This window comes from Sphingobium sp. GW821-FHT02B05 (genome assembly GCF_059421905.1).
The window spans coordinates 41,867-61,382 of record NZ_JBWKVW010000014.1 but is presented as its reverse complement, the minus strand read 5'-3'; the positions used below and the strand labels follow the sequence as shown (position 1 = coordinate 61,382).

Here is a 19,516-nt window from a genome sequence, read left to right as displayed (position 1 = left end):
ATTGCTTTCGGGCGAGTTCTTCAGGAACGCGGCGGCAAGCCGTTCCTGCCCGGGCGCGTGGCCGGGAGGCAGGATCGGTCGCTCCAGCGCGCGAACCGCACGCTGAAGCTGGACCGGCTGTTGGGCATTGATCTGCACGCCCAAGGCCGCCCCGATCTCTCGCACGCGCTCCAGCGGGGTTTGCTCGGCGGAAATGACCGCATCGACCTGTCGCACCCCCAAGTAGGTCAGTAGATGGGATTGATAGACCGGCCCCTTGGCGTGTCGGACATAAGCCAGTTCGGTGCGCGCGGCGGAAATCTTCTCTGACGGCGCATCCTGCCCGATCAGCGTTCTCAGACGCTCGCCAGCCTGCTGGCGAGCGGGCGGAAGATACCGCTCCAGTTCCTCGCGCACCTTGTTCAAGGTGATGCGGTAACGCTGGGCTGTCGGGGGGGCGCGCTGGGGGAGCAAGGCGATCCCATGCGCGCCGATGCGCGCTTCCGGCGCGGCGTCGCGCTGAACCGCAGCAGCAGCGAGGACAGACGCCATCGCGCGATGATCGCCCGTCAGGAAGCCATGCCGCGACGCATCCATCCAGAGTGTCTTATCGATCGAGGCGATACGGATGGGATGGCCTGCCTCGCGCGCGATATGGTCGGCATGGTGGCGCATGGTGCGCCCATTGCCTTCGCGGAAAGGGTGAATGGCGTTGAGTTCGTTGATGTGGTTGCCAAGCCGGTCGAAAAACTCGTCGCGCGCCATGCCGCGAAAGCCATTCTTCGCCGCCATGTCTGCGAACAGCTTTTCGAGTTCGCGAGCGATATAGGGGGGGGCGGCAAAGCTCGATCCGCCCTTTGCGATGTTGACGCTGCGATCCTCGCCTGCCCAATCATAGAGGTCCTGGAACAAGTGCTTGTGCAGGGTTCGATAGCCTTCAGCCGAACCGGGAAAAATCTGGCGGGCGGCCTGTGCGCCGCGCGCCATCGTCAACCGCCGCTCGGCTTCATTGAGCGTGGCATCGTCGGTAATTCCAAGCCGGTTCCGCAGGATGTCGGTGCCGGGATATGTGTAGGGGTCGTCGGCCAATGTCAGCCTGCAACAGAGTGCATTCCCGGCTTGTAGAGGCCGAGAATGATCGAGGCCATCAACGAGGGCGGTACGCCCTCGTCGAGCATTATGGCGAACAAGGCATCATCGTCATCGGTGGGCGTCATGTCCTCGATGACCAGATTTGCACGCGCATCGGCAACGTCTTCTCGCCAGAATGCGACCTGCTCGGGCGTGCCGCGCTCGAAGTCCATGCCTCGAACACGCTCGCGAAATACCTCAAGGTCGATCTGCGCCATCCCGTTCATCCTTTTCCCCGTTAACTCTACTCTGCCTATCGTGATTCCTCAACAAATCACTTGGTTGAGCGGTTGCGCAGCCGGGAAGATATGTCAGCCCCCCGGCTGCCGATCTGGACGGATAAGCTTCAGTATTCATTCGATAACATGATCGTCAGCACGCGCTTGGTGCGCTGCTCGTCCCACGGTGCATCACTGCCAAAGTCCAGATTTGGCTCATAATAGTCGATCTTCCAAAATACCGTCACCGCAATCGCCTCTTCATCATCGGGCCGGTCCTGCGTCCAGTCACCCGATGCGAGGTGAAAAACCGCCCCGAAATCATGCTCACCATAAGGGTCATTGTTGTCGTCGAATTTCGAGAACCGCGCGATCAACGCCAATGCGGCGGAACGGTCGGGATCGGAGAGAGCCTGAAACCCCATCGTGACATTGGCGATGGACGTAACGCCGGGAATAGAGCGCGCCGCATCGTTCAAGCGGCGGATGGCATCGGTTTGCTCGGTGGTCTGCATCACTCGTTCCTTTCATCTGGCATGGGCTGCAAGGCCACGGGCCGGGCAACCCTGCCGTTCCGGCGAGGAACGGGATGGGGAGGGAGGGCGAGAATCTGCCGCTGGCGCGGGCGAGCCGTCTTAGCGCGGCCGAAATCCCGCAGGGCTTCGGGTGCCGCGCTTGGCGGATTACACGGGCGGCCGATTGTCGTTCGGGGACGAAAGGGCAGCGCCCTTGGCGTTCCCCCCGCGACACGCCGGTATGGGCGTGTCGCCTAGCGCATATCCTCGTAGCGCAGGCGCTTCCTCACCAACGGGATGTCCTGAAGATTCTTGACCACCCGGTTGTTGCCGCCCAGCTCGCGCCATTGCCTCTCGCGAGCGCGCGCAGCGACCAGCGAAAACTCCATGATATGGGCGACGGCCATGGCCGACTTGCCCATATCGAACAGCCGGTAACAGATTTCGACGCCGCGCGGGGTCAGGCAGCCGCTATGGTGGCGGTTGTCTGGCCAACGCGGGTCGAACATGCCGACCAGCTCGCTGCCCTCAAGCGACAGTTCGGCATTGACTGCTGCAATCGCATCAATCCGCTTGCGAACGAGTTTGCGGATACGGCGGTCGAGGCGCTTCAGATCGTCGCGCAGCGCGCGCTCGGTAGCCTCGAACAACAGGCTGCGCATACTTATCACGCCGACATAATGCTTGGCGATCGTCCGCTGCTCCAGCAGCAGCCGCATGGCCTTGAGGCGGTCCAGCGCCTCATAGTCGTATTGCTGCCGATCTGGCATGAAGGCGAGATGATCACGGACCCAGGAATCCGGATTGAGATCGGCCGTCACCTGATCCAGATGGTGAGCGATACTGTTCCGCCGGCCGATCAGTTTGACCATTTCGCGGCGTTCATCGGCCGTCAGCACGCCTTCCTTGACCAACCAGTCGAAGGCCCGCTGGACTTTCTTGCGCTCGGGTACTTCCGGCGCCGGTTCGGTCGTCTCGTCATCGTTGCGCGAGAGCTTCCAGCGCTTTTGCGTATCAACGGTTTCAACCACGCTGCGCTTCAATTCCTCGGCGTGATAGATCACCAGGATCATTTCCAAAGCGCGGTGCCGGATCATGCAGCGCTCCAGTTCCGGCAACCGCCCGCGATACGGGTCGGTGAAATGGCGCTTCCGACCGTCCCATTGCGGCGTTTCAGTATCCTTCATGGTTCAACCATGCTGCAAAACAGGGCGCGCGGCGAGCAACTCTAAACGTATCTCGCCATTACGGGCGCAGGAATCCATCGGCAATTTGCGATAAATGTTGACCGCTCAAAACCCATCGGTTATTTACGTTGTATGGAAACCGACTCTTCTCTCGCGATATTGGCAGCCTTGGGGCACCCCACTCGTCTCGATGCCTTTCGTCTGCTCGTTCGACATGAACCTGACGGGCTATCGACGGGCCAGCTCGTGGAAGCGTCGGGGCTGACACAAAGCACGTTCTCGACACATCTCGCTGTGCTTGTGAAAGCCGGTCTGGTCCTGCCTGAGAAACGCGGGCGCCAACAAATCCAGCGCGCGAACATCAAGGCCCTGAAGGATCTCATGCTGTTTCTGGCGAAGGACTGCTGCCAGGGCCGCCCGGAGCTTTGCGAACCGCTGGTTGCCGAACTCACCTGCTGCTGAAGGATTTACCGTGACTGATAAGGTCTACAATGTGCTGTTCCTGTGTACCGGGAACAGCGCCCGCTCGATCCTGGGCGAAGCCCTCATGAACAAGCTCGGCGAAGGGCGTTTCCGGGCCTACAGCGCCGGGAGCCAGCCCAAGGGCGATGTGCATCCCATGGCGCTGTCCGTGTTGTCCAGCCTCGGCTTCGACACTGCGGGGATGCGGTCGAAGAGTTGGGACGAATTTTCCGCACCGGACGCCCCGAAATTCGATTTCATCTTTACCGTGTGCGACAACGCCGCCGGTGAAACTTGCCCGGTCTGGATCGGGCATCCGCTCACGGCGCATTGGGGCATCGAAGACCCGGCAGCCGTAGAGGGCGAAGGCCAGCGCGAAGCATTCCTACAGGCGCTGCGCTTCCTTCAGAACCGGATTTCGCTGTTTCTCGCCCTGCCGATCGCCAGCCTCGACGAGATGGCGATGCGCAGCAAACTCAAGGAAATCGGGCAGGCCGAAGGGGCCAGCGCCAAAGCGGGAGCCGTCAAGTGACCACCGACATCATCATCTATCACAATCCCGAATGCGGCACCTCGCGCAACGCGCTCGCCATGATCCGCAACGCGGGCACCGAACCGCACGTGATCGAATATCTCAAGACGCCGCCCACACGCGCTTTGCTGGTCGAACTGATCGACCGCGCCGGCATGGCCCCGCGCGATCTCTTGCGCGAGAAGGGCACCCCCTATGCGGAGCTGGGCCTGAACGACACGTCGCTGTCGGACGACGCACTGGTGGACGCGATGATGGCGCATCCGATCCTCATCAACCGCCCCCTCGTTGTGTCACCGCTCGGTGTAAAACTCTGCCGTCCTTCCGAAGCGGTGCTTGATCTGCTGCCGACAGGCCAGCTCGGCGCATTCGCGAAAGAAGATGGCGAACAGGTCGTGGACGCCTCGGGCCAGCGTATCGCCTGATGCTGCCAGCAATTCTGATCTTCATCGCGACGATCGCGCTCGTCATCTGGCAACCCAAGGGCCTCGGCATTGGGTGGAGCGCCATGGGCGGGGCGGTCGTCGCGCTGCTCGCGGGCGTTGTATCGCTCTCCGACGTGCCCGTGGTCTGGGGCATTGTCTGGAACGCGACGGGCGCGTTCGTCGCGATCATCGTCATCAGCCTGCTGCTGGACGAAGCCGGGTTCTTCGAATGGGCGGCGCTCCATGTCGCGCGCTGGGCCAAAGGCAATGGTCGCGTCCTGTTCGCCCTGGTCGTGCTGCTCGGCGCGGCGGTATCGTCCTTGTTCGCCAATGATGGCGCCGCCTTGATCCTGACCCCTATCGTTATCGCGATGCTGCGCGCGCTGGGTTATGGCGACAAGGCGACGCTGGCATTCGTGATGGCGGCGGGCTTCATCGCAGACACCGCCAGCCTGCCGCTTGTCGTCTCGAACCTCGTCAACATCGTGTCGGCCGACTTCTTCAAGCTCGGCTTCGGCGAATATGCGAGCATCATGGTGCCGGTGGATCTGGCAGCGATCGCCGCCACGCTCGGCGCGCTGATGCTGTTCTTCCGTCGCGACATACCGGCAAACTATGATGTCGCCGCGCTGCGTGCGCCGCGGGCGGCGATCCGGGACGCCGCGACGTTCCGCGCAGGTTGGGTCGTCCTCGTGCTTCTTCTCGTCGGCTTCTTCCTGCTCGATCCGCTGGGCGTGCCGGTCAGCGCGGTTGCCGCTGCCGGCGCAATCCTGCTGCTCGCAATCGCGGCGAGGGGGCATGTGATCGAAACCCGCAAGGTGCTGCGCGGCGCGCCGTGGCAGGTCGTCATCTTCTCGCTTGGCATGTATCTCGTGGTCTATGGCCTGCGAAATGCAGGACTGACCGACCACCTCGCCGCGCTGCTCGATCGCACCGCGCAAGGCGGGGTATGGGGTGCCGCGCTGGGGACCGGCGTAATCGCTGCCGTCCTGTCATCCGTCATGAACAACATGCCGACGGTGCTGGTGGGCGCGCTGTCGATCGACGCCACGCACGCCACCGGGGCGGTGAAGGAAGCGATGATCTACGCCAATGTGATCGGCTGCGATCTTGGCCCCAAGATCACGCCCATCGGCTCGCTCGCCACCCTGTTGTGGCTTCATGTCCTGGGCCAGAAAAACATCAAGATCGGGTGGGGCTATTACTTCCGCGTGGGCGCGACGCTCACCGTTCCCATCCTGCTCATCACCCTTGCGGCGCTCGCGCTGCGTATTGGAATTGCCTGATGCCTATCCGCGACCTTCCCGATCCCGACAAGCTGCCCGCGCTTGATCCGGCCTTTATCCACCACCGGCCAGCGGCAGGGCTGGGGGCGCTCGATCCCGCACCGCGCATTTTGCTGCTCTATGGCAGCCTGCGCGAACGGTCTTTCTCCCGTCTCGCGGTCGAAGAGTCCGCGCGGCTTCTGCGCCTGTTCGGCGCGGAAACCCGCATTTTCGATCCATCAACACTGCCGCTGCCCGACCAGATAGCGGGTGACGATCATCCCGCCGTTCACGAACTTCGCGAACTGGCGCTGTGGTCCGAGGGCCAGGTGTGGTGCAGCCCGGAGCGGCACGGTCAGATCACCGGCATTATGAAAGCACAGATCGATCATCTGCCGCTGGAAATGAAGGGAATGCGCCCAACGCAGGGGCGCACGCTTGCGGTCATGCAGGTATCTGGCGGCTCGCAGTCGTTCAACGCCGTGAACACGCTTCGCCTGCTGGGCCGCTGGATGCGAATGTTTACCATTCCCAACCAGTCATCCGTGGCGATGGCCTACAAGGAGTTTGACGAAGAAGGCCGCATGAAGCCGTCGAGCTATTATGACCGCATCGTCGATGTGATGGAGGAGCTGGTGCGCTTCACCGTCCTGATGCGCCCGCACGCGGTTCAGCTCGTCGATCGCTACTCCGAACGCAAGCAGCTCGGGGTGCCGGTCGATCCCGCCACCGATCACTCCGCTATCGCGATCTCCGGCAGATAGTGGTCCAGGGCGATGGGGGAGGGGCTAACATCGTGGCGAGAAGCCATCCAGATGTTCGCCATAGCCTTCGGAATGGCAGGCGTGCTGGTCCTGGCCTTCTGCCTCCCCTTCGCGGCGATGCTGCCTTTCATCATCAAGGCCCCAACGTCGCTCGACGTGTCTGGCGACCTCGCCATCGTCTCTGTCGAGATCGCCGCTCCCTTCGTGGCGGTACTCACTATCGGCCTGGCCGCCCGATGCTTCATGAAGCCGGTGTTGTCGTGGGCCATTTTCATGGTTGCGCCCGCGACGATCTGGATTGTCGGCATGTCATGGGCGATGGGACGAAACTGATGTTGACGCACCGGAAAATCGCTCCCCAGAATGAGGCCATGTTTTCCGCCTCGTCATGGTCGCCCGCATGAAAGGACCGGCTCTTATCCGTGCCGCCACGACGGCCGATGCGCCCGCCATACAGGCCATCTACGCGCCCGTGGTCGAGCATACCGCCATTTCTTTCGAGGAAACCCCGCCCAGCGTGACCGAGATGGCGGCGCGGATAGAGGCCACCATGCAGGATTATCCGTATCTGGTGGCAGAGCTGGATGGCCAAGTGGCCGGCTATACCTATGCAAGCCAGCACCGCACTCGCGCTGCCTATCGCACTTCCGTCGATGTGACGGTCTACATTGCCGAGGGGGCAAGGCGGAGCGGTGTGGGCCGCGCGCTATATGGCAAGCTGCTGCCTACCCTTGCCAAGCGCGGCTTTCACGCTGCGTTCGCCGGTATTGCCCTGCCTAACGAAGGCAGCATCGCTCTGCATGAAAGCATGGGTTTCACGCCACTCGGTATCTATCATGAAGTGGGCCGCAAGTTCGGGAACTGGCACGACGTAGGCTGGTGGCAACGGCTGCTGTGAAATAGCCCGTATCTTCTGGATTCCAGAGTTGCCCCGGCGCCGCGCGGCCTTGGTCGCGCGGCGCCGCGCGGTTCCGGCAGGAACAGCGCAGCGCCCGTCATGCCGTAGCATGGCGGGCGCGCCGGGGCGACGGGCCGCACCGCACTGGATCTCGGTATGGAGAGAAGGGGGCCGGTTTGCACCAGCCCCCAATTCGATCAGGCGTCTTCGTTCTCGGCCATATCCTCTTGGTCGATCATGTCGCTGTCCTGATCCATGCCGTCAGCGCGCTGATCGAAGGCACCGATCTTCATGGGCGCGGGAAGCCAGCCTGCGGGCAAACGCTCCGATACATTGACGGCAAGGTCGGCCTTCTTCTTGATGGTTGCGCAGTTCTCCGCGCTCGGCGCGCCCGCTTCTTCGCGCAGCACATCGAGCAACGCGGCACGGCGCATCTTGTCGAACAGGGCAATGGGAGCCTTCCACCGCGCTGCGATGTCCACCCCGCTCGCGCGGGCAATCTGCTCGAACTGGTGATGGCGCTGCCCGGGGGAGCCACCCGAAAACACGGTGCCGTCCACGGTCATGGCAACAAGGCCCGCCAGTAGCGCCATCTTGTCGTCGCCCGTCATGGCCCGGATTGCCTCGAACCGGCCTTCTTCGGGGATGGAAGCGAAGCGGGTTGCCATCACTTCTTCGACGGCCTGCACATCGCTGGTCGCCATCAGTTCGTCGGCAACCTGCGTCCCGATGGTCTTGGCCTGCACTTCGATTGCCATCTGGTAGCTGTGCGCGCCGTGGAGCAACTGGCCTGCAAGGCTATCCAGCATGATGTCGAGCGCCAGCGCCGGGTCGGATGCGACCGCCTCCTGCACGATCCGCGTCTTGATGCGCGATAGGTCGGCGAACAGGCTGTTGCTGTAGAGCGGGGTCGGCCCGTCATGGCTCGCCTTGGGCTTGGGTTCGGCCTTGGCGCGATAGACGCTCTTGCCCAGTGTCCCGTCTCGCGAAATCCACAGCGCCACGCCGCCCACCGATACCTGTTCGGCCGTAAAGGCGCGCTGCCCCTCCATGATCGCTTCCTGCTCGTCCACCAGCGGTTCGATCCGCTCGCTGTCTTCGCCTTCATCGTCGGCAATCGCCTCGATCTCGGCGGCAAGAACGGCCATGCGCTCCGCTTCGGCCTCGGTCGGCTCGCGCGTGGCGGGATACATGCTGCCCTTCATATAGAGGTCATAGGGCCGCTCGATTTCGGCACGCACCTCATGCCACCCGATGCTGCGATAGTCGGCCGCGATGGCGTCCAGCATTTCCTCTGCCATTTCCTGCACCAGTTCGGGGCTGTCGGCAAAGCCTTCATCCCCTTGGCTGAACAGGTCCACGGTGATCGTGCCGCCCTTTGCCTCATAGGCTTCGCGTCCGACGAACAGGAACATGCCGCTGGTCGTGTCGACCTTTTCGGTGGTGAGCATCCGGCGGATGGCATGGGCCTGACCATTCGCTGCCTTGCACACCTTCACTTGGAAGTCGTGATCGTCGGTGAGAGTGAGGGCGCGGGCCGCTTCAAGGGTCAACTGGTCCTTGGCGATCAGGTCGATCAGCACCGGGGCCAACGCGGAAAGGCGCAGCATCTTATAGACGAAGCTGACGGCCTGACCGAACCGGGCCGCGATTTCCTCGGCGTCCATGCCGGTATCGCGCAGGGCTGCGAAGGCGCGGATGCTGTCGGCAGGGTGCATGTCCTCGCGCTGGAAATTCTCTGCCAGCGACAGTTCGATAGCCTCTTCCTTGCTGCGCACCTCGACGGGGAAAAGATCGCTGTTCCTGACCTTCTTGCGCTTCACCAGTTCCTTGAGGCCGCGATAGCGCCGCCCGCCTGCGAACACCCACAACAGCCCGTCTTCTTCATAGGCGACAAGGTTCTGCAACAGGCCGTGCGCCTGAATGTCGTCGGCCATGGACTCGATTGCCGATGGCTTGACGCGGCGCTGGTTGAGGGGGGAGAGACGAAGCTGCGACAGCTTGGCGGTGATGATAGCCATGATGGTTGCTCCTGATCTATGATGTCGATGATGGGGGAAGGTCAGCCTTCGAGGGCTGCGAGTTCGTCAAATTCGGCGGAGGCGCGCGCTGCGGCATCGCCTGCGTAGGTCGCCCCGGTGCGCGGATAGAAGAACACGCGCTCGCCCTTGCGGTAGGGGCTACCGTCCGCGCTGGTCCCGTCTACCTTGGCCCGCTTCCAGTAGGGATCGCCCTTGTATCGTGTGTAAGCCATTGTCCTTTTCTCCTTCCTTCGGGGCTGAAAGCCGCTTGCTCTGCGGCATGCGGCTCTGCCTCTCCGGCGAGGAGCGGGATGGGGAGGGAGGAGGAAAATCGATGGCCTGGCGCGGGCAGGCCGCCCTAGCGCGGCCGACGCCCATCGGGGCGTCGGGTGCCGCGCTTGGCGGACCACACGGGGCTGTCGATTATCCTTCGGGAACGAAAGGGCAGCAGCCCTTGGTGTTCCCCTAAGCGTGCGGGCCTCCGGGGGAGGGCCGAGAGCGTTCTACGCAGGCAACGTCGCGCCATGGCGCGGCAATAAGGGGTGTGCCATGTGGCACACCCCTCACGCGAGGATCGTCACCCGAATGGGCTGAGACGCCGGCACGGTGGCTCGGTCGGCGTGTGCGCCGATAGAGCCGTGCCCGGCAGGGTCGCGCCCGAAACTCTGGCCTTCGGCAAATACCGCAATCAGGGCATCGGACTATGCGCCTCCCGGAGAACCGGACGACAGGGCATCGATAACCTTGCATTCTGCGATCGTGGTCGCTTCACAGCCACCACCCCATCGCACAACCTCGCGGCGCAAGGCGGTGAGGTCGGCAAGTTTGCGGTCGATCTCGTCGATATGAAGGGCAACGATGTCGTCCACGCCCTCGCACGAACCGCGAGGATCGTCGGCCAAACGGAGCAAGTCGCGCACCTGATCCAGTGTAAACCCCAGATCGCGCGATCGTTTGATGAAAGACAATCGATCGAGCTGGGAGCGATCATAGACCCGGTAATTGCCATCGCTGCGTCCTGGCGGCGCAATCAGCCCTTCGGCCTCGTAGAAGCGAATGGTTTCGATCTTCAGCCCGGTTTGCCTGGCAATGACACCGATCTTCATCTGCGGTCCTTGACCCTCTAGTAGGATGAGGGTTCATATAGGGTACTCGACGCGCGAATCGAGGTATCAAATGGCGGACGACTGCTGTTCCAAAAAGGGCGAGACGATCGCGGAACTGGGCCGCAAGGCCAGTCAGCGCCGTGTTCTTGTCACTGTGATGGCAATCAACTTCGTGATGTTCATTGCTGAGTTCAGCGGCGGCGTGTTTGCACGATCGTCGGCGCTGATGGCAGACTCGGTTGATATGCTCGGGGACGCGGTGGTCTATGCCCTGAGCCTCTACGCCTTGAGCCGGGGGCCACGCTGGGAAGCAGGCGCGGCGCTCGCCAAGGGCGGCATCATTCTTGTCTTCGGTATCGCGGTCATCATCGAGATTGCCGACAAGGTGGTGAACGGCGTACCGCCGTCCTCGACGCTGATGCTCGCATTTGGGAGCGTTGCGCTGATCGCCAACGCCGTATGTCTGGCGCTGCTATGGCAGTTCCGATCGCAGAACGTGAATATGTCGAGCACGTTCGAATGCTCGCGCAACGATGTCTTCGCCAATGTCGGCGTGCTGATCGCGGCGGGACTGGTCGGCGCTACCGGATCGGCTTGGCCGGATATTCTGGTCGGCGGCGTGATCGCGCTCATATTTCTGCGCTCGGCCTCGCGCGTGCTTCGCGAGGCGACCCACGCTTGGCGCGCGGCCAAGCCGTTGTCCGCGAACTAATACAATGACACCCGGCAGCATCTCGACTAGATCCCCTCGCATGCTGCGCAAGCTCTGCTCATTGCTGCTGCTCATGATCGCGTCATCGCTGATGATGACCGCGACTGTTCATGCGCGCGAGGTTTCGGGGCAGCTCATGGTGGATTGCGCCGGCGTCGTGCATGAAGATGGCGATGCCGACCAGACGCAGGGCGATAGTGACAAGGCCGTGCCGCACCATCATGGCACCTGCCAAGGGCCGACGTTGCACATTGCGGACACGAGCGATCTTCATTCGGTCGCTCGTGCCGGCGGCCTACATCCCTTTCCCATGCCGCAAAGCGCGCTGGCGTCCTATCGGGCCGGTCCGCCCTTGAGGCCGCCTGCCGCCTGACAAGGCCGCCGGTCGGCGTTTGCCGATCAGACGAATTTTGTCAGGATCTCCAGAAAATGAAAAAGATGTTCGTGGCCATGATGGCCGCGGCGTCCTGCGCATCGATGGCGCAGGCGCAGCAAACGCCCACATTGGGAGCGGCGCAGCCGCTACCCGTCTATACCCTCGATCAGGCGGTTTTGGCCGCCGGTGGCGCGGCACCTGCCGCTGATGCCGCGACGGCCGCGATCGAAGCTGCAAAGGCCGGACGCACGGTGGCCGGGCTGCGGCCTAATCCGGTCGTACAGGGGCAGGTCGAAAATGTCGCCGGCTCTGGCCCTTACAAGGGGCTGCAAAGCGCTGAGACGACGTTCGGTGTCGCAATCCCGATCGAGCTTGGCGGCAAGCGCGGCGCCCGCGTGGCGGTTGCCAATGCCCAGCTCTCGCGTGCCGAATTGCAGGCGGCCATCGCTGCGAGCGACATTCGCCTGCAAGTGACACAGCTCTATGTCGAGGCCATCGCCGCCGAACGCAGGCTGGTGACGGCGCGCGATCAGGCTCGGATCGCTGCCGAGGTGCTACGCGGCGCCGGTGTGCGGGTCCAGGCAGGCCGTGCCTCACCGCTCGAACAGCAGCGCGCTGATGTCACCCGGATCAACGCCGAGGCCAATGTCGAGCGGCTGACCCGGCTTGCCGATGCGACGCGTGCCAACCTGGCGCGCCGCATCGGGCAACCGATCAATGGAAGACTGGACGCAGGCTTGCTCGATCAGGTGCCCGCATCAACCTTCGGACCCATGCCGGCGCCATCGACCGAAGGGACGCTCGCACTGGCGGCGGCTGACGCCAATCTTGCAATTGCGGACGCCGGCATACGGCTCGCGCGTGCGAACCGGGTGCCTGACCTCAATGTCGGGCCTGCCCTGCGGCGACTGGAGGCGACCAACGATACCGCCGCCGTCTTCGCCATCTCCATTCCGATCCCCCTGTTCAACAATGGCAGGGCCGCCATTGCACAGGCCAGCGCCGAGCGGACACAGGCCGAAGCGATGCGGCGCGTCACTGCGCTCGATGTCGAACAGGCCATCACCGACGCGCAGGCGGAAGCGGAGAATGCGGCAACCACCGCGCGCGCAGCAGCCGGACCCGCGCTCGAAGCGGCCCAGGAGGCCGCAAGGATCGCGAGGATCGGCTACCGTGAAGGCAAGTTTGGCCAACTCGATTTGCTCGATGCCGAGCGCACCCTTGCTGAAACGCGCGTCGCCGCGATCGACGCGCTCGCCAACTACCAAAATGCCCGTGCGCGACTGGAGCGGCTGAGTGCCCCGGCGCTGGCAACCACGATTTCGGGGGACACTGACCGATGAAGACCATTCTCATGGGCGGCGTCCTGCCGCTTGGCCTCGCGCTGCTCCTGTCCGCCTGTGGCGGTAGTCCAGAAGGCGGCGATGCTGCCACGACCAGCGAAGCGGGCGCTGAAGCGCAAGGGGCTAGCAAGGAAGAAGCGCACGCGGACGAAGGCGCGATCACGCTTTCGGCGGAACAGATCACGGCTGCCGGCGTGCAGCTCGCTCGCCCGATGACGGGCGGAGCTGGCACGATCGAGTTGCCCGCGACGATCGAGGGCGATCCGCAAGGAACGCAGGTCGTCTCGGCCGCCATCGGCGGCCGTGTGGTCGCATTGACCCGCAACCTGGGTCAGTCGGTCGGCAGGGGAGAAACCGTCGCGGTGATCGAAAGCCGCGAGGCGGCCCAGCTCAAGGGCGAAGTCGAGGCGTCGCGCGCCCGTCTCGCGCTTGCCAATTCCAATCTCGCGCGGGAGCAACGACTGTTCGCGCAGCGCGTCTCGCCCGAACAGGATCTCATTGCCGCACGAACGGCGGCGACCGAAGCGCGGATTGCCTATGCCCAGGCGCAAAGCCAGGTGTCGGCTGCTGGCGGCGGTGGGGGAGGGGGCGGACTGAACCGCCTTGGCATCACGGCCCCGATCGCCGGTCAGATCATCGCGCGTCCGGTCGTGCTCGGCCAGACTGTGACGGCTGATGCCGAACTCTACCGCATCGCCAATCTGGGTAGGGTGTCGCTGGCACTTAATCTCAAGCCGGAAGATGCGGGCAGGGTGAAGCCTGGGAATGTCGTGACGGTATCGGCACCGGGGCGGCAGGCAAGCGCGCGCATCAGCTTCGTATCGCCAGTGCTCGATCCGCAGACGCGGCAGGTGCCGGTGATCGCTACGCTCGACAATGGCGCAGGACAATGGCGGGTCGGCGAGCCGGTCACGGCAGCCGTGCAGCTTAGCGGCAGCGGCGGCGGCACAGCGATCCGCGTGCCCACGACGGCCGTGCAGACGGTCGAAGGCAAGTCGGTCGTGTTCGTCCGTACCGCCAAAGGCTTCCAGGCAACGCCGGTGACGCTGGGTGATGCTGCCGGCGATACCGTCATCGTCCGTTCTGGCCTGACGGGCCGCGAACAGATCGCCACCACTGGCAGCTTCACGCTCAAGGCCGAACTCGGCAAGGGCGAAGCGGCGCACGAGGATTGATGCCATGATCGCGCGCATAGTCACCTGGGCGGTCGAGAGACGCTGGCTCGTCCTGCTGCTCACCGCCATAGCCACCATCATCGGCGCTTTTTCGCTCTATCGACTTCCGATCGACGCGGTGCCGGACATCACCAACAACCAGGTCCAGATCAATGTCCGTGTGCCTGCGCTCTCGCCCGAACTGGTGGAGAAGCAGGTATCCTTCCCGATCGAAACCGCACTTGCCGGTATTCCCGGCCTTGAAAATACGCGCTCGCTCAGTCGCAATGGCTTTGCGCAGATAACGGCGGTCTTCGACGAATCCACCGACATCTACTTTGCACGTCAGCAAGTGGGCGAGCGCCTGCAAGGTGTTGGCGAAAACCTGCCTGCCGGCGTGAACCCCGAAATGGGGCCGATCGCAACGGGGCTTGGCGAGGTCTATATGTGGACCGTTCGGCTCGATCACCGCGCCGACGACAAGCACAGGCCCGGCGAACCCGGGCAACAGCCGGACGGGAGCTACATCACCCCGGAAGGCGAACGGCTCACCAGCGAGCAGGACAAGGCGACCTATCTGCGCACGGCGCAGGACTGGATCGTCACGCCGCTCCTGAAAAATACGCCGGGGCTTGCCGGGATCGATTCCATCGGCGGCTATGCCAAACAGTTTCTGGTCATCCCTGATGTCCAGAAGCTGGCATCGCTCAAGATCACGTTGACCGATCTCGCCACCGCACTGGAAAAGAACAACACCAGCGTCGGCGGTGGCTTTGTCGATCGCAACGGCGAGGGCCTGGCCGTGCGCTCGGACGCACTGGTGCGCAATGCGACCGAACTGGCCCGTACTGTCGTTGCCACGCGTGAAGGCGTGCCGATAACGCTCGATCAGGTGGCGAGCGTGCGCAATGGTCAGGCGATCCGTATGGGATCGGCGTCCGAGAACGGGACGGAGGTGGTCGTAGGCACTGCGGTCATGCGGATCGGCGAGAACAGCCGTAATGTCGCGACCGCGGTTGCGGATCGCCTGAAGGCGATCAACGCTTCGCTGCCGCCCGACGTGGTGGTGCAGCCGGTGCTGGATCGCACCGCGCTGGTCAATTCGACGATCAAGACGGTGGCGAAGAATCTGGGCGAGGGCGCTTTGCTCGTCATCGTCGTTCTGTTCCTGCTGCTCGGCAACTTCCGCGCCGCACTGATCGCCGCTGCCGTGATCCCGGTGACGATGATGCTCACCGGTTTTGGCATGCTGCGTCTTGGCGTTTCGGCAAATCTGATGAGCCTGGGGGCGCTCGACTTTGGCCTGATCGTCGATGGCGCCGTCATCATCGTCGAGAACGCATTGCGGCGTCTTGCCGAACAACAGCATCATGAAGGCCGGCTGCTAAGCGTGAAGGAGCGCCTGGAGGCGGTTGCAACCGCCGCACGCGAGATGATCCGTCCCTCGGTCTATGGGCAGGCGATCATCATCCTCGTCTATGTGCCGTTGCTCACCCTGACAGGCGTGGAGGGCAAGACGTTCGTTCCGATGGCGCTGACCGTCATCATCGCGCTGCTTTTCGCGTTCGCCCTGTCGCTGACGTTCGTTCCTGCCGCGATTGCCATCTGGCTGTCCAGGCGGGTCGAGGAGAAGGATGGCCGCATCATTTCATGGCTGAAGGCCCGCTACGAACCGGGCCTGGAGAAGGCCATGAAGCGTCCGTCGATCACGATCGGCGCCAGCGTCGTCAGTCTGGTGGTCGCAGCGTTGGCCTTCACCACGCTGGGCCAGGTTTTCCTTCCGCAGCTCGATGAAGGCGATCTGCTCATCCAGGCCCTGCGCATTCCGGCGACCTCGGTTCAGCAGAGCCAAGCCATGCAGGTGCCACTTGAGAAGATCGTCGCGAAACAGCCCGAAGTGCGTTTCGTGTTTTCCAAGACGGGTACGGCCGAACTGGCATCGGACCCGATGCCGCCCAACGCGACCGATATGTTCGTCATCCTCAAACCCCGCGATCAGTGGCCCGATCCCAAGCTCGCCAAGGCGGAACTGGTCGAGCGTCTGGAAAGCCAGCTCGGCAAGATTCCAGGCAATGCCTATGAGATCACACAGCCGATCCAGATGCGGTTCAATGAGCTGATCGCCGGTGTGCGCGGGGACATCGCAGTCAAGGTGTTTGGCGACGACTTCACGACCATGAACCGGACTGCCGAGCAGATCGCCGCCGTGCTGCGCAAGACGCAAGGCGCGGCCGACGTGAAGGTCGAGCAGACAACCGGGCTTCCCATGCTCGACATCAAGGTCAATCGCGATGCGATGGCCCGGGTCGGCGTGACCGCGCAGGACGTGCAGGACACGATCACCGCCACGATCGGCGGCCGCGAGGCCGGGATGATCTTCGAGGGTGATCGGCGCTTCCCGGTGGTGATACGCTTGTCGGACGAGCAGCGCGCTGACCTGCGCCAACTCGAACAGGTACAGGTGCCGGTCGCCGGAGGCGGCTATGTGCCGCTATCCAGCGTCGCCAGCATCGGCGTTGTCGACGGGCCGAACCAGATCAGCCGCGAGAATGGCAAACGCCGGGTCGTCGTCCAGGCCAATGTGCGTGGTCGCGATGTCGGCAGCGTCGTTGCCGACGCGCAGGCGGCTGTAGCCAGCGGCGTGCGACTGCCTGCCGGCAGCTATCTGGAATGGGGCGGCCAGTTCGAAAACCTGGAGTCCGCCAGCCAGCGGCTTAAGCTTGTCATCCCGGCATGCTTCGTGCTGATCCTGCTGCTGCTCTACGGGGCGCTGGGTTCAGCCCGCGATGCGGCGATCGTGTTCACCGGCGTTCCCTTCGCACTGGTTGGCGGTGTGCTGCTGCTGTTCGTGCGGGGCATGGATTTCTCGATCTCGGCCGCCGTGGGCTTCATCGCGCTGTCGGGGATCGCTGTCCTCAACGGCCTGGTCATGGTCAGTTCGGTGCAGGAGCTGATCCGCTCAGGCATGGACAGAGCGCAAGCGGCGCGCACAGGGGCAATCCAGAGACTTCGGCCCGTTGTCATGACGGCATTGGTGGCGAGCCTTGGCTTTGTCCCGATGGCGTTCGCGACGGGGGCAGGGGCAGAGGTGCAAAAACCGCTGGCGACGGTCGTTATTGGCGGTCTGATCTCGGCAACGCTCCTGACGCTGTTTGTGCTGCCGACGCTGTATGCGCGGTTCGGACAGCGCCTAGCAGCTCCCGACGAGAACACCGCAACGGAACCCACCGTTGGCAACGAGCGCTAGGAGAGAAGACATGCAGGGACTTCAGATACCAGTGCTGTTGCCGCTTGGCGGCACAGCGCTTGCCTTACAGGGAGGCGACCAATGAGCGCGGGCCATGCACACGGGGCCGAAGGCCATAGTCATGACCACACCGCAGGCGCCAATGCCAAGATGCTTGGTTGGGCGCTGGCGCTGACCTCGACCTACCTTGTCGCGGAAGTGATTGGCGGGTTCGTCTTCAATAGCCTGGCGCTGCTATCGGACGCGGCGCACATGATGACCGATGTTGCCGCGCTGGTGATTGCGCTCATGGCAATCAAGGTCGGGAGCAAGTCTGCCGACGACAAGCGGACGTTCGGCTATCGCCGTTTCGAGATCCTGGCGGCGGCATTTAATGCGGTGCTGCTGTTCGCGATTGCCGTCTATGTACTGGTCGAGGCGATCAAGCGGTTCAATTCGCCGCAGGAGGTTCAATCCTGGGGCATGATGATCGTCGCCGCGATCGGCCTGGCGGTGAACCTCGTTTCGATGCGCCTGCTGACAGCCGGCAAGGACGCCAGCTTCAATGTGAAGGGCGCCTATCTGGAGGTGTGGGCTGACATGATCGGCTCGGTCGGCGTCATCTTGGGCGCTGTGGTGATCCGGTTTACGGGATGGACCTGGGTTGATCCGATCGTGGCGGTCGCGATCGGCCTATGGGTTCTGCCCCGAACATGGGTGCTGCTCAAGGACACAACCAATGTCCTGCTCGAAGGCGTTCCGGGTGGTCTGAAGCTGGCCGAACTGCGAACGGCGATCGCCAGGGTTCCCGGCGTGGCAGACCTCCATGACCTTCACGTCTGGTCGATGAGCAATGATGACGTGAGCTGCACGGTGCATGTCGTTTTGGAAGAGGGCGCGGATGTCGATAGGACGCGCAGTGCGGTTCAAGCGGTCCTGCGTACCGAATATGAGATCGAGCACAGCACGATCCAGACCGAAGGGCCACAGCAGCAATGCGAGGCCGACGATCACCTTCACCCCTGAATCCGTCATGACCTTTGGGGGTGTGCCATATGGCACACCCCTTTTATTTGAGGCTCATCATCCTGTCGCGCCACTCGCCCGCTTGCGGGAGAGCGGCGCTCGATTTTCGGAAACAGTCCGCCCCGGCCTAGCAGGGCCGGGACGCTCTGAGGGTCAGGCCGCATCCTCAAAAGGGGCGCTGGTTTCCGCGCCCATGCGTGACAGCAGCCAGTCAGCCGCATCCTGCGCTTGGCGCGCGGCGGTGAAGATGCACCGCTTGTCATTGCGGAGGGCAGACAGCCAGCTTGCCAGATAGGCCGCATGATCCTCGCGGTCGTGGAGTTTGATGCCGATCGCGCCGCTGACGAACGCGGCCCCCAGCTCGGCCACCAGTTCTTCGCGCGCATAGTCTTCGCGCTTTGTGGAAATGAGGGTGGGACGGGCAAGCCGATCCACATGGCCGCTGGCGTGACAGAGTTCGTGCGCAAGGGTCGAATAATAATCGTCGCCGGTATGGAAGTCAGCGAATGCTGGCATAACGACATGATCGCCGCTCGGCTGATAATAGGGCTGCGAGCCGTGATGACGAACGGTGACGGGCACCCGGCCAAAGAGCGTATCAAGCTCGGCGTCCCGGTCGTGGGGATTGGTGGCGGTGATGATTGGTTCGGGCATGGGATATTGCGTTTCGATGCCGTCGATCTGCTCCGAATTGAAAACCGTGTAGCGTTTCAGGAACGCGACCTGCCGCCTGCCGTCCTCGCCATGTTCGCTGCTCGCTTCGCCACCTTTGCCGTCGCCCACCACGATCTTGTTGGCATAGACCACGGTTGATCCCTTCTCGCCCTTGCGGACACAGCCGCCCAGCGCGAGCGCCTGCTTGAAGGTCAGCCAATGGGGGGAGGCATAGCCCTTGGTCATGGAGGCCACCCACAAGGTCAGGACGTTGATGCCGCGATACGGAACCCCGGTCGAGCGCAGCGGGATGTTGGGGGCGGTACTGCCGTTCCATGATTTGGACCAAGGCCGGGTGCCAGCCTCGATCATGGCAATCATCTGGTCGGTGATCTCCTGATAGACGTCGGCCCGGCTCTCGGTGATGCGTCCCATGATTTCGTCCTTTCCTCTTGAGGCTGAAAGCCGCTTGCTCTGCGGCATGCGGCTCTGCCTTTCCGGCGAGGAACGGGATGGGGAGGG

At 63.2% G+C, this 19,516-nt stretch carries 21 protein-coding genes; 13 read left to right on the top strand and 8 right to left on the bottom strand.

Going from position 1 to position 19,516, the window contains the following annotated elements:
* The 4 genes from AC07UX_RS20525 to AC07UX_RS20510 form a co-directional block, all read right to left on the bottom strand.
* On the bottom strand, positions 1-1,068 hold a 1,068-nt coding region (locus AC07UX_RS20525), incomplete at its 3' end, for a Fic/DOC family protein (protein ID WP_495193817.1).
* 2 nt (positions 1,069-1,070) lie between these two features.
* Positions 1,071-1,328: a hypothetical protein gene (locus tag AC07UX_RS20520; protein ID WP_495193816.1), complete on the bottom strand. Its 258-nt coding sequence runs from the start codon at positions 1,326-1,328 to the stop codon at positions 1,071-1,073.
* A gap of 128 nt (positions 1,329-1,456) precedes the next feature.
* The gene (locus AC07UX_RS20515) at positions 1,457-1,843 is read right to left on the bottom strand and encodes a DUF3768 domain-containing protein (protein WP_495193815.1); all 387 of its coding nucleotides are present in this window, start codon (positions 1,841-1,843) and stop codon (positions 1,457-1,459) included.
* A gap of 254 nt (positions 1,844-2,097) precedes the next feature.
* A complete protein-coding gene (locus AC07UX_RS20510) occupies positions 2,098-2,961 on the bottom strand; it encodes a hypothetical protein (RefSeq protein ID WP_495193814.1) in 864 nt (287 codons plus the stop codon).
* A 201-nt stretch (positions 2,962-3,162) separates the two neighbouring features.
* Between AC07UX_RS20510 and AC07UX_RS20505 the strand changes: the two genes are divergently transcribed.
* From AC07UX_RS20505 to AC07UX_RS20475, 7 genes are all read left to right on the top strand, one after another.
* Positions 3,163-3,492 carry an ArsR/SmtB family transcription factor gene (locus tag AC07UX_RS20505; protein ID WP_037521976.1) on the top strand — a complete coding sequence of 110 codons (330 nt, stop codon included), beginning with the start codon at positions 3,163-3,165 and terminating at the stop codon, positions 3,490-3,492.
* Between the two features lie 10 nt (positions 3,493-3,502).
* Positions 3,503-4,024 (top strand): arsenate reductase ArsC, encoded by a 522-nt coding sequence (locus AC07UX_RS20500; RefSeq protein WP_495193813.1) that lies wholly within the window; start codon positions 3,503-3,505, stop codon positions 4,022-4,024.
* Positions 4,021-4,449, top strand: a complete 429-nt coding sequence (arsC, locus tag AC07UX_RS20495) for an arsenate reductase (glutaredoxin) (protein WP_120252805.1) — start codon at positions 4,021-4,023, stop codon at positions 4,447-4,449. The genes AC07UX_RS20500 and arsC overlap by 4 nt, the downstream gene beginning before the upstream one ends.
* Positions 4,449-5,735, top strand: a complete 1,287-nt coding sequence (locus AC07UX_RS20490; protein WP_495193812.1) for an arsenic transporter — start codon at positions 4,449-4,451, stop codon at positions 5,733-5,735. The genes arsC and AC07UX_RS20490 overlap by 1 nt, the downstream gene beginning before the upstream one ends.
* Positions 5,735-6,478, top strand: coding sequence for an arsenical resistance protein ArsH (arsH, locus tag AC07UX_RS20485; RefSeq protein ID WP_495193811.1), 744 nt, complete (start codon positions 5,735-5,737; stop codon positions 6,476-6,478). Before AC07UX_RS20490 ends, arsH begins: the two co-directional genes overlap by 1 nt.
* Positions 6,479-6,550: 72 nt before the next feature.
* Positions 6,551-6,811: a hypothetical protein gene (locus AC07UX_RS20480; RefSeq protein ID WP_495193810.1), complete on the top strand. Its 261-nt coding sequence runs from the start codon at positions 6,551-6,553 to the stop codon at positions 6,809-6,811.
* 67 nt (positions 6,812-6,878) lie between these two features.
* Positions 6,879-7,376 carry an arsinothricin resistance N-acetyltransferase ArsN1 family B gene (locus tag AC07UX_RS20475; protein ID WP_495193809.1) on the top strand — a complete coding sequence of 166 codons (498 nt, stop codon included), beginning with the start codon at positions 6,879-6,881 and terminating at the stop codon, positions 7,374-7,376.
* Positions 7,377-7,573: 197 nt separating this feature from the next.
* On the opposite strand, the gene AC07UX_RS20470 is transcribed toward AC07UX_RS20475, so the two are convergent.
* From AC07UX_RS20470 to AC07UX_RS20460, 3 genes are all read right to left on the bottom strand, one after another.
* A complete protein-coding gene (locus AC07UX_RS20470; protein WP_495193808.1) occupies positions 7,574-9,397 on the bottom strand; it encodes a ParB/RepB/Spo0J family partition protein in 1,824 nt (607 codons plus the stop codon).
* A 41-nt stretch (positions 9,398-9,438) separates the two neighbouring features.
* On the bottom strand, positions 9,439-9,630 hold the full coding sequence (locus tag AC07UX_RS20465) for a hypothetical protein (protein WP_008830625.1): 192 nt from the start codon (positions 9,628-9,630) through the stop codon (positions 9,439-9,441).
* A gap of 468 nt (positions 9,631-10,098) precedes the next feature.
* The gene (locus AC07UX_RS20460; protein ID WP_495193807.1) at positions 10,099-10,503 is read right to left on the bottom strand and encodes a MerR family transcriptional regulator; all 405 of its coding nucleotides are present in this window, start codon (positions 10,501-10,503) and stop codon (positions 10,099-10,101) included.
* 70 nt (positions 10,504-10,573) lie between these two features.
* On the opposite strand from AC07UX_RS20460, the gene AC07UX_RS20455 reads away from it, so the two are divergent.
* The 6 genes from AC07UX_RS20455 to AC07UX_RS20430 all read left to right on the top strand — a co-directional run bounded on the left by AC07UX_RS20455 (position 10,574) and on the right by AC07UX_RS20430 (position 18,340).
* On the top strand, positions 10,574-11,215 hold the full coding sequence (locus AC07UX_RS20455) for a cation efflux transmembrane domain-containing protein (protein ID WP_495193806.1): 642 nt from the start codon (positions 10,574-10,576) through the stop codon (positions 11,213-11,215).
* Positions 11,216-11,255: 40 nt separating this feature from the next.
* A complete protein-coding gene (locus tag AC07UX_RS20450; RefSeq protein ID WP_495193805.1) occupies positions 11,256-11,588 on the top strand; it encodes a hypothetical protein in 333 nt (110 codons plus the stop codon).
* Between the two features lie 56 nt (positions 11,589-11,644).
* Positions 11,645-12,934, top strand: a complete 1,290-nt coding sequence (locus AC07UX_RS20445) for a TolC family protein (RefSeq protein WP_495193804.1) — start codon at positions 11,645-11,647, stop codon at positions 12,932-12,934.
* Positions 12,931-14,109: an efflux RND transporter periplasmic adaptor subunit gene (locus AC07UX_RS20440; protein WP_495193803.1), complete on the top strand. Its 1,179-nt coding sequence runs from the start codon at positions 12,931-12,933 to the stop codon at positions 14,107-14,109. The genes AC07UX_RS20445 and AC07UX_RS20440 overlap by 4 nt, the downstream gene beginning before the upstream one ends.
* A gap of 4 nt (positions 14,110-14,113) precedes the next feature.
* Positions 14,114-17,335 (top strand): efflux RND transporter permease subunit, encoded by a 3,222-nt coding sequence (locus AC07UX_RS20435; protein ID WP_495193802.1) that lies wholly within the window; start codon positions 14,114-14,116, stop codon positions 17,333-17,335.
* An 81-nt stretch (positions 17,336-17,416) separates the two neighbouring features.
* The gene (locus AC07UX_RS20430) at positions 17,417-18,340 is read left to right on the top strand and encodes a cation diffusion facilitator family transporter (protein ID WP_495193801.1); all 924 of its coding nucleotides are present in this window, start codon (positions 17,417-17,419) and stop codon (positions 18,338-18,340) included.
* 153 nt (positions 18,341-18,493) lie between these two features.
* On the opposite strand, the gene AC07UX_RS20425 is transcribed toward AC07UX_RS20430, so the two are convergent.
* A complete protein-coding gene (locus tag AC07UX_RS20425; RefSeq protein WP_495193800.1) occupies positions 18,494-19,429 on the bottom strand; it encodes an ArdC family protein in 936 nt (311 codons plus the stop codon).
* Positions 19,430-19,516 lie beyond the last annotated feature (87 nt).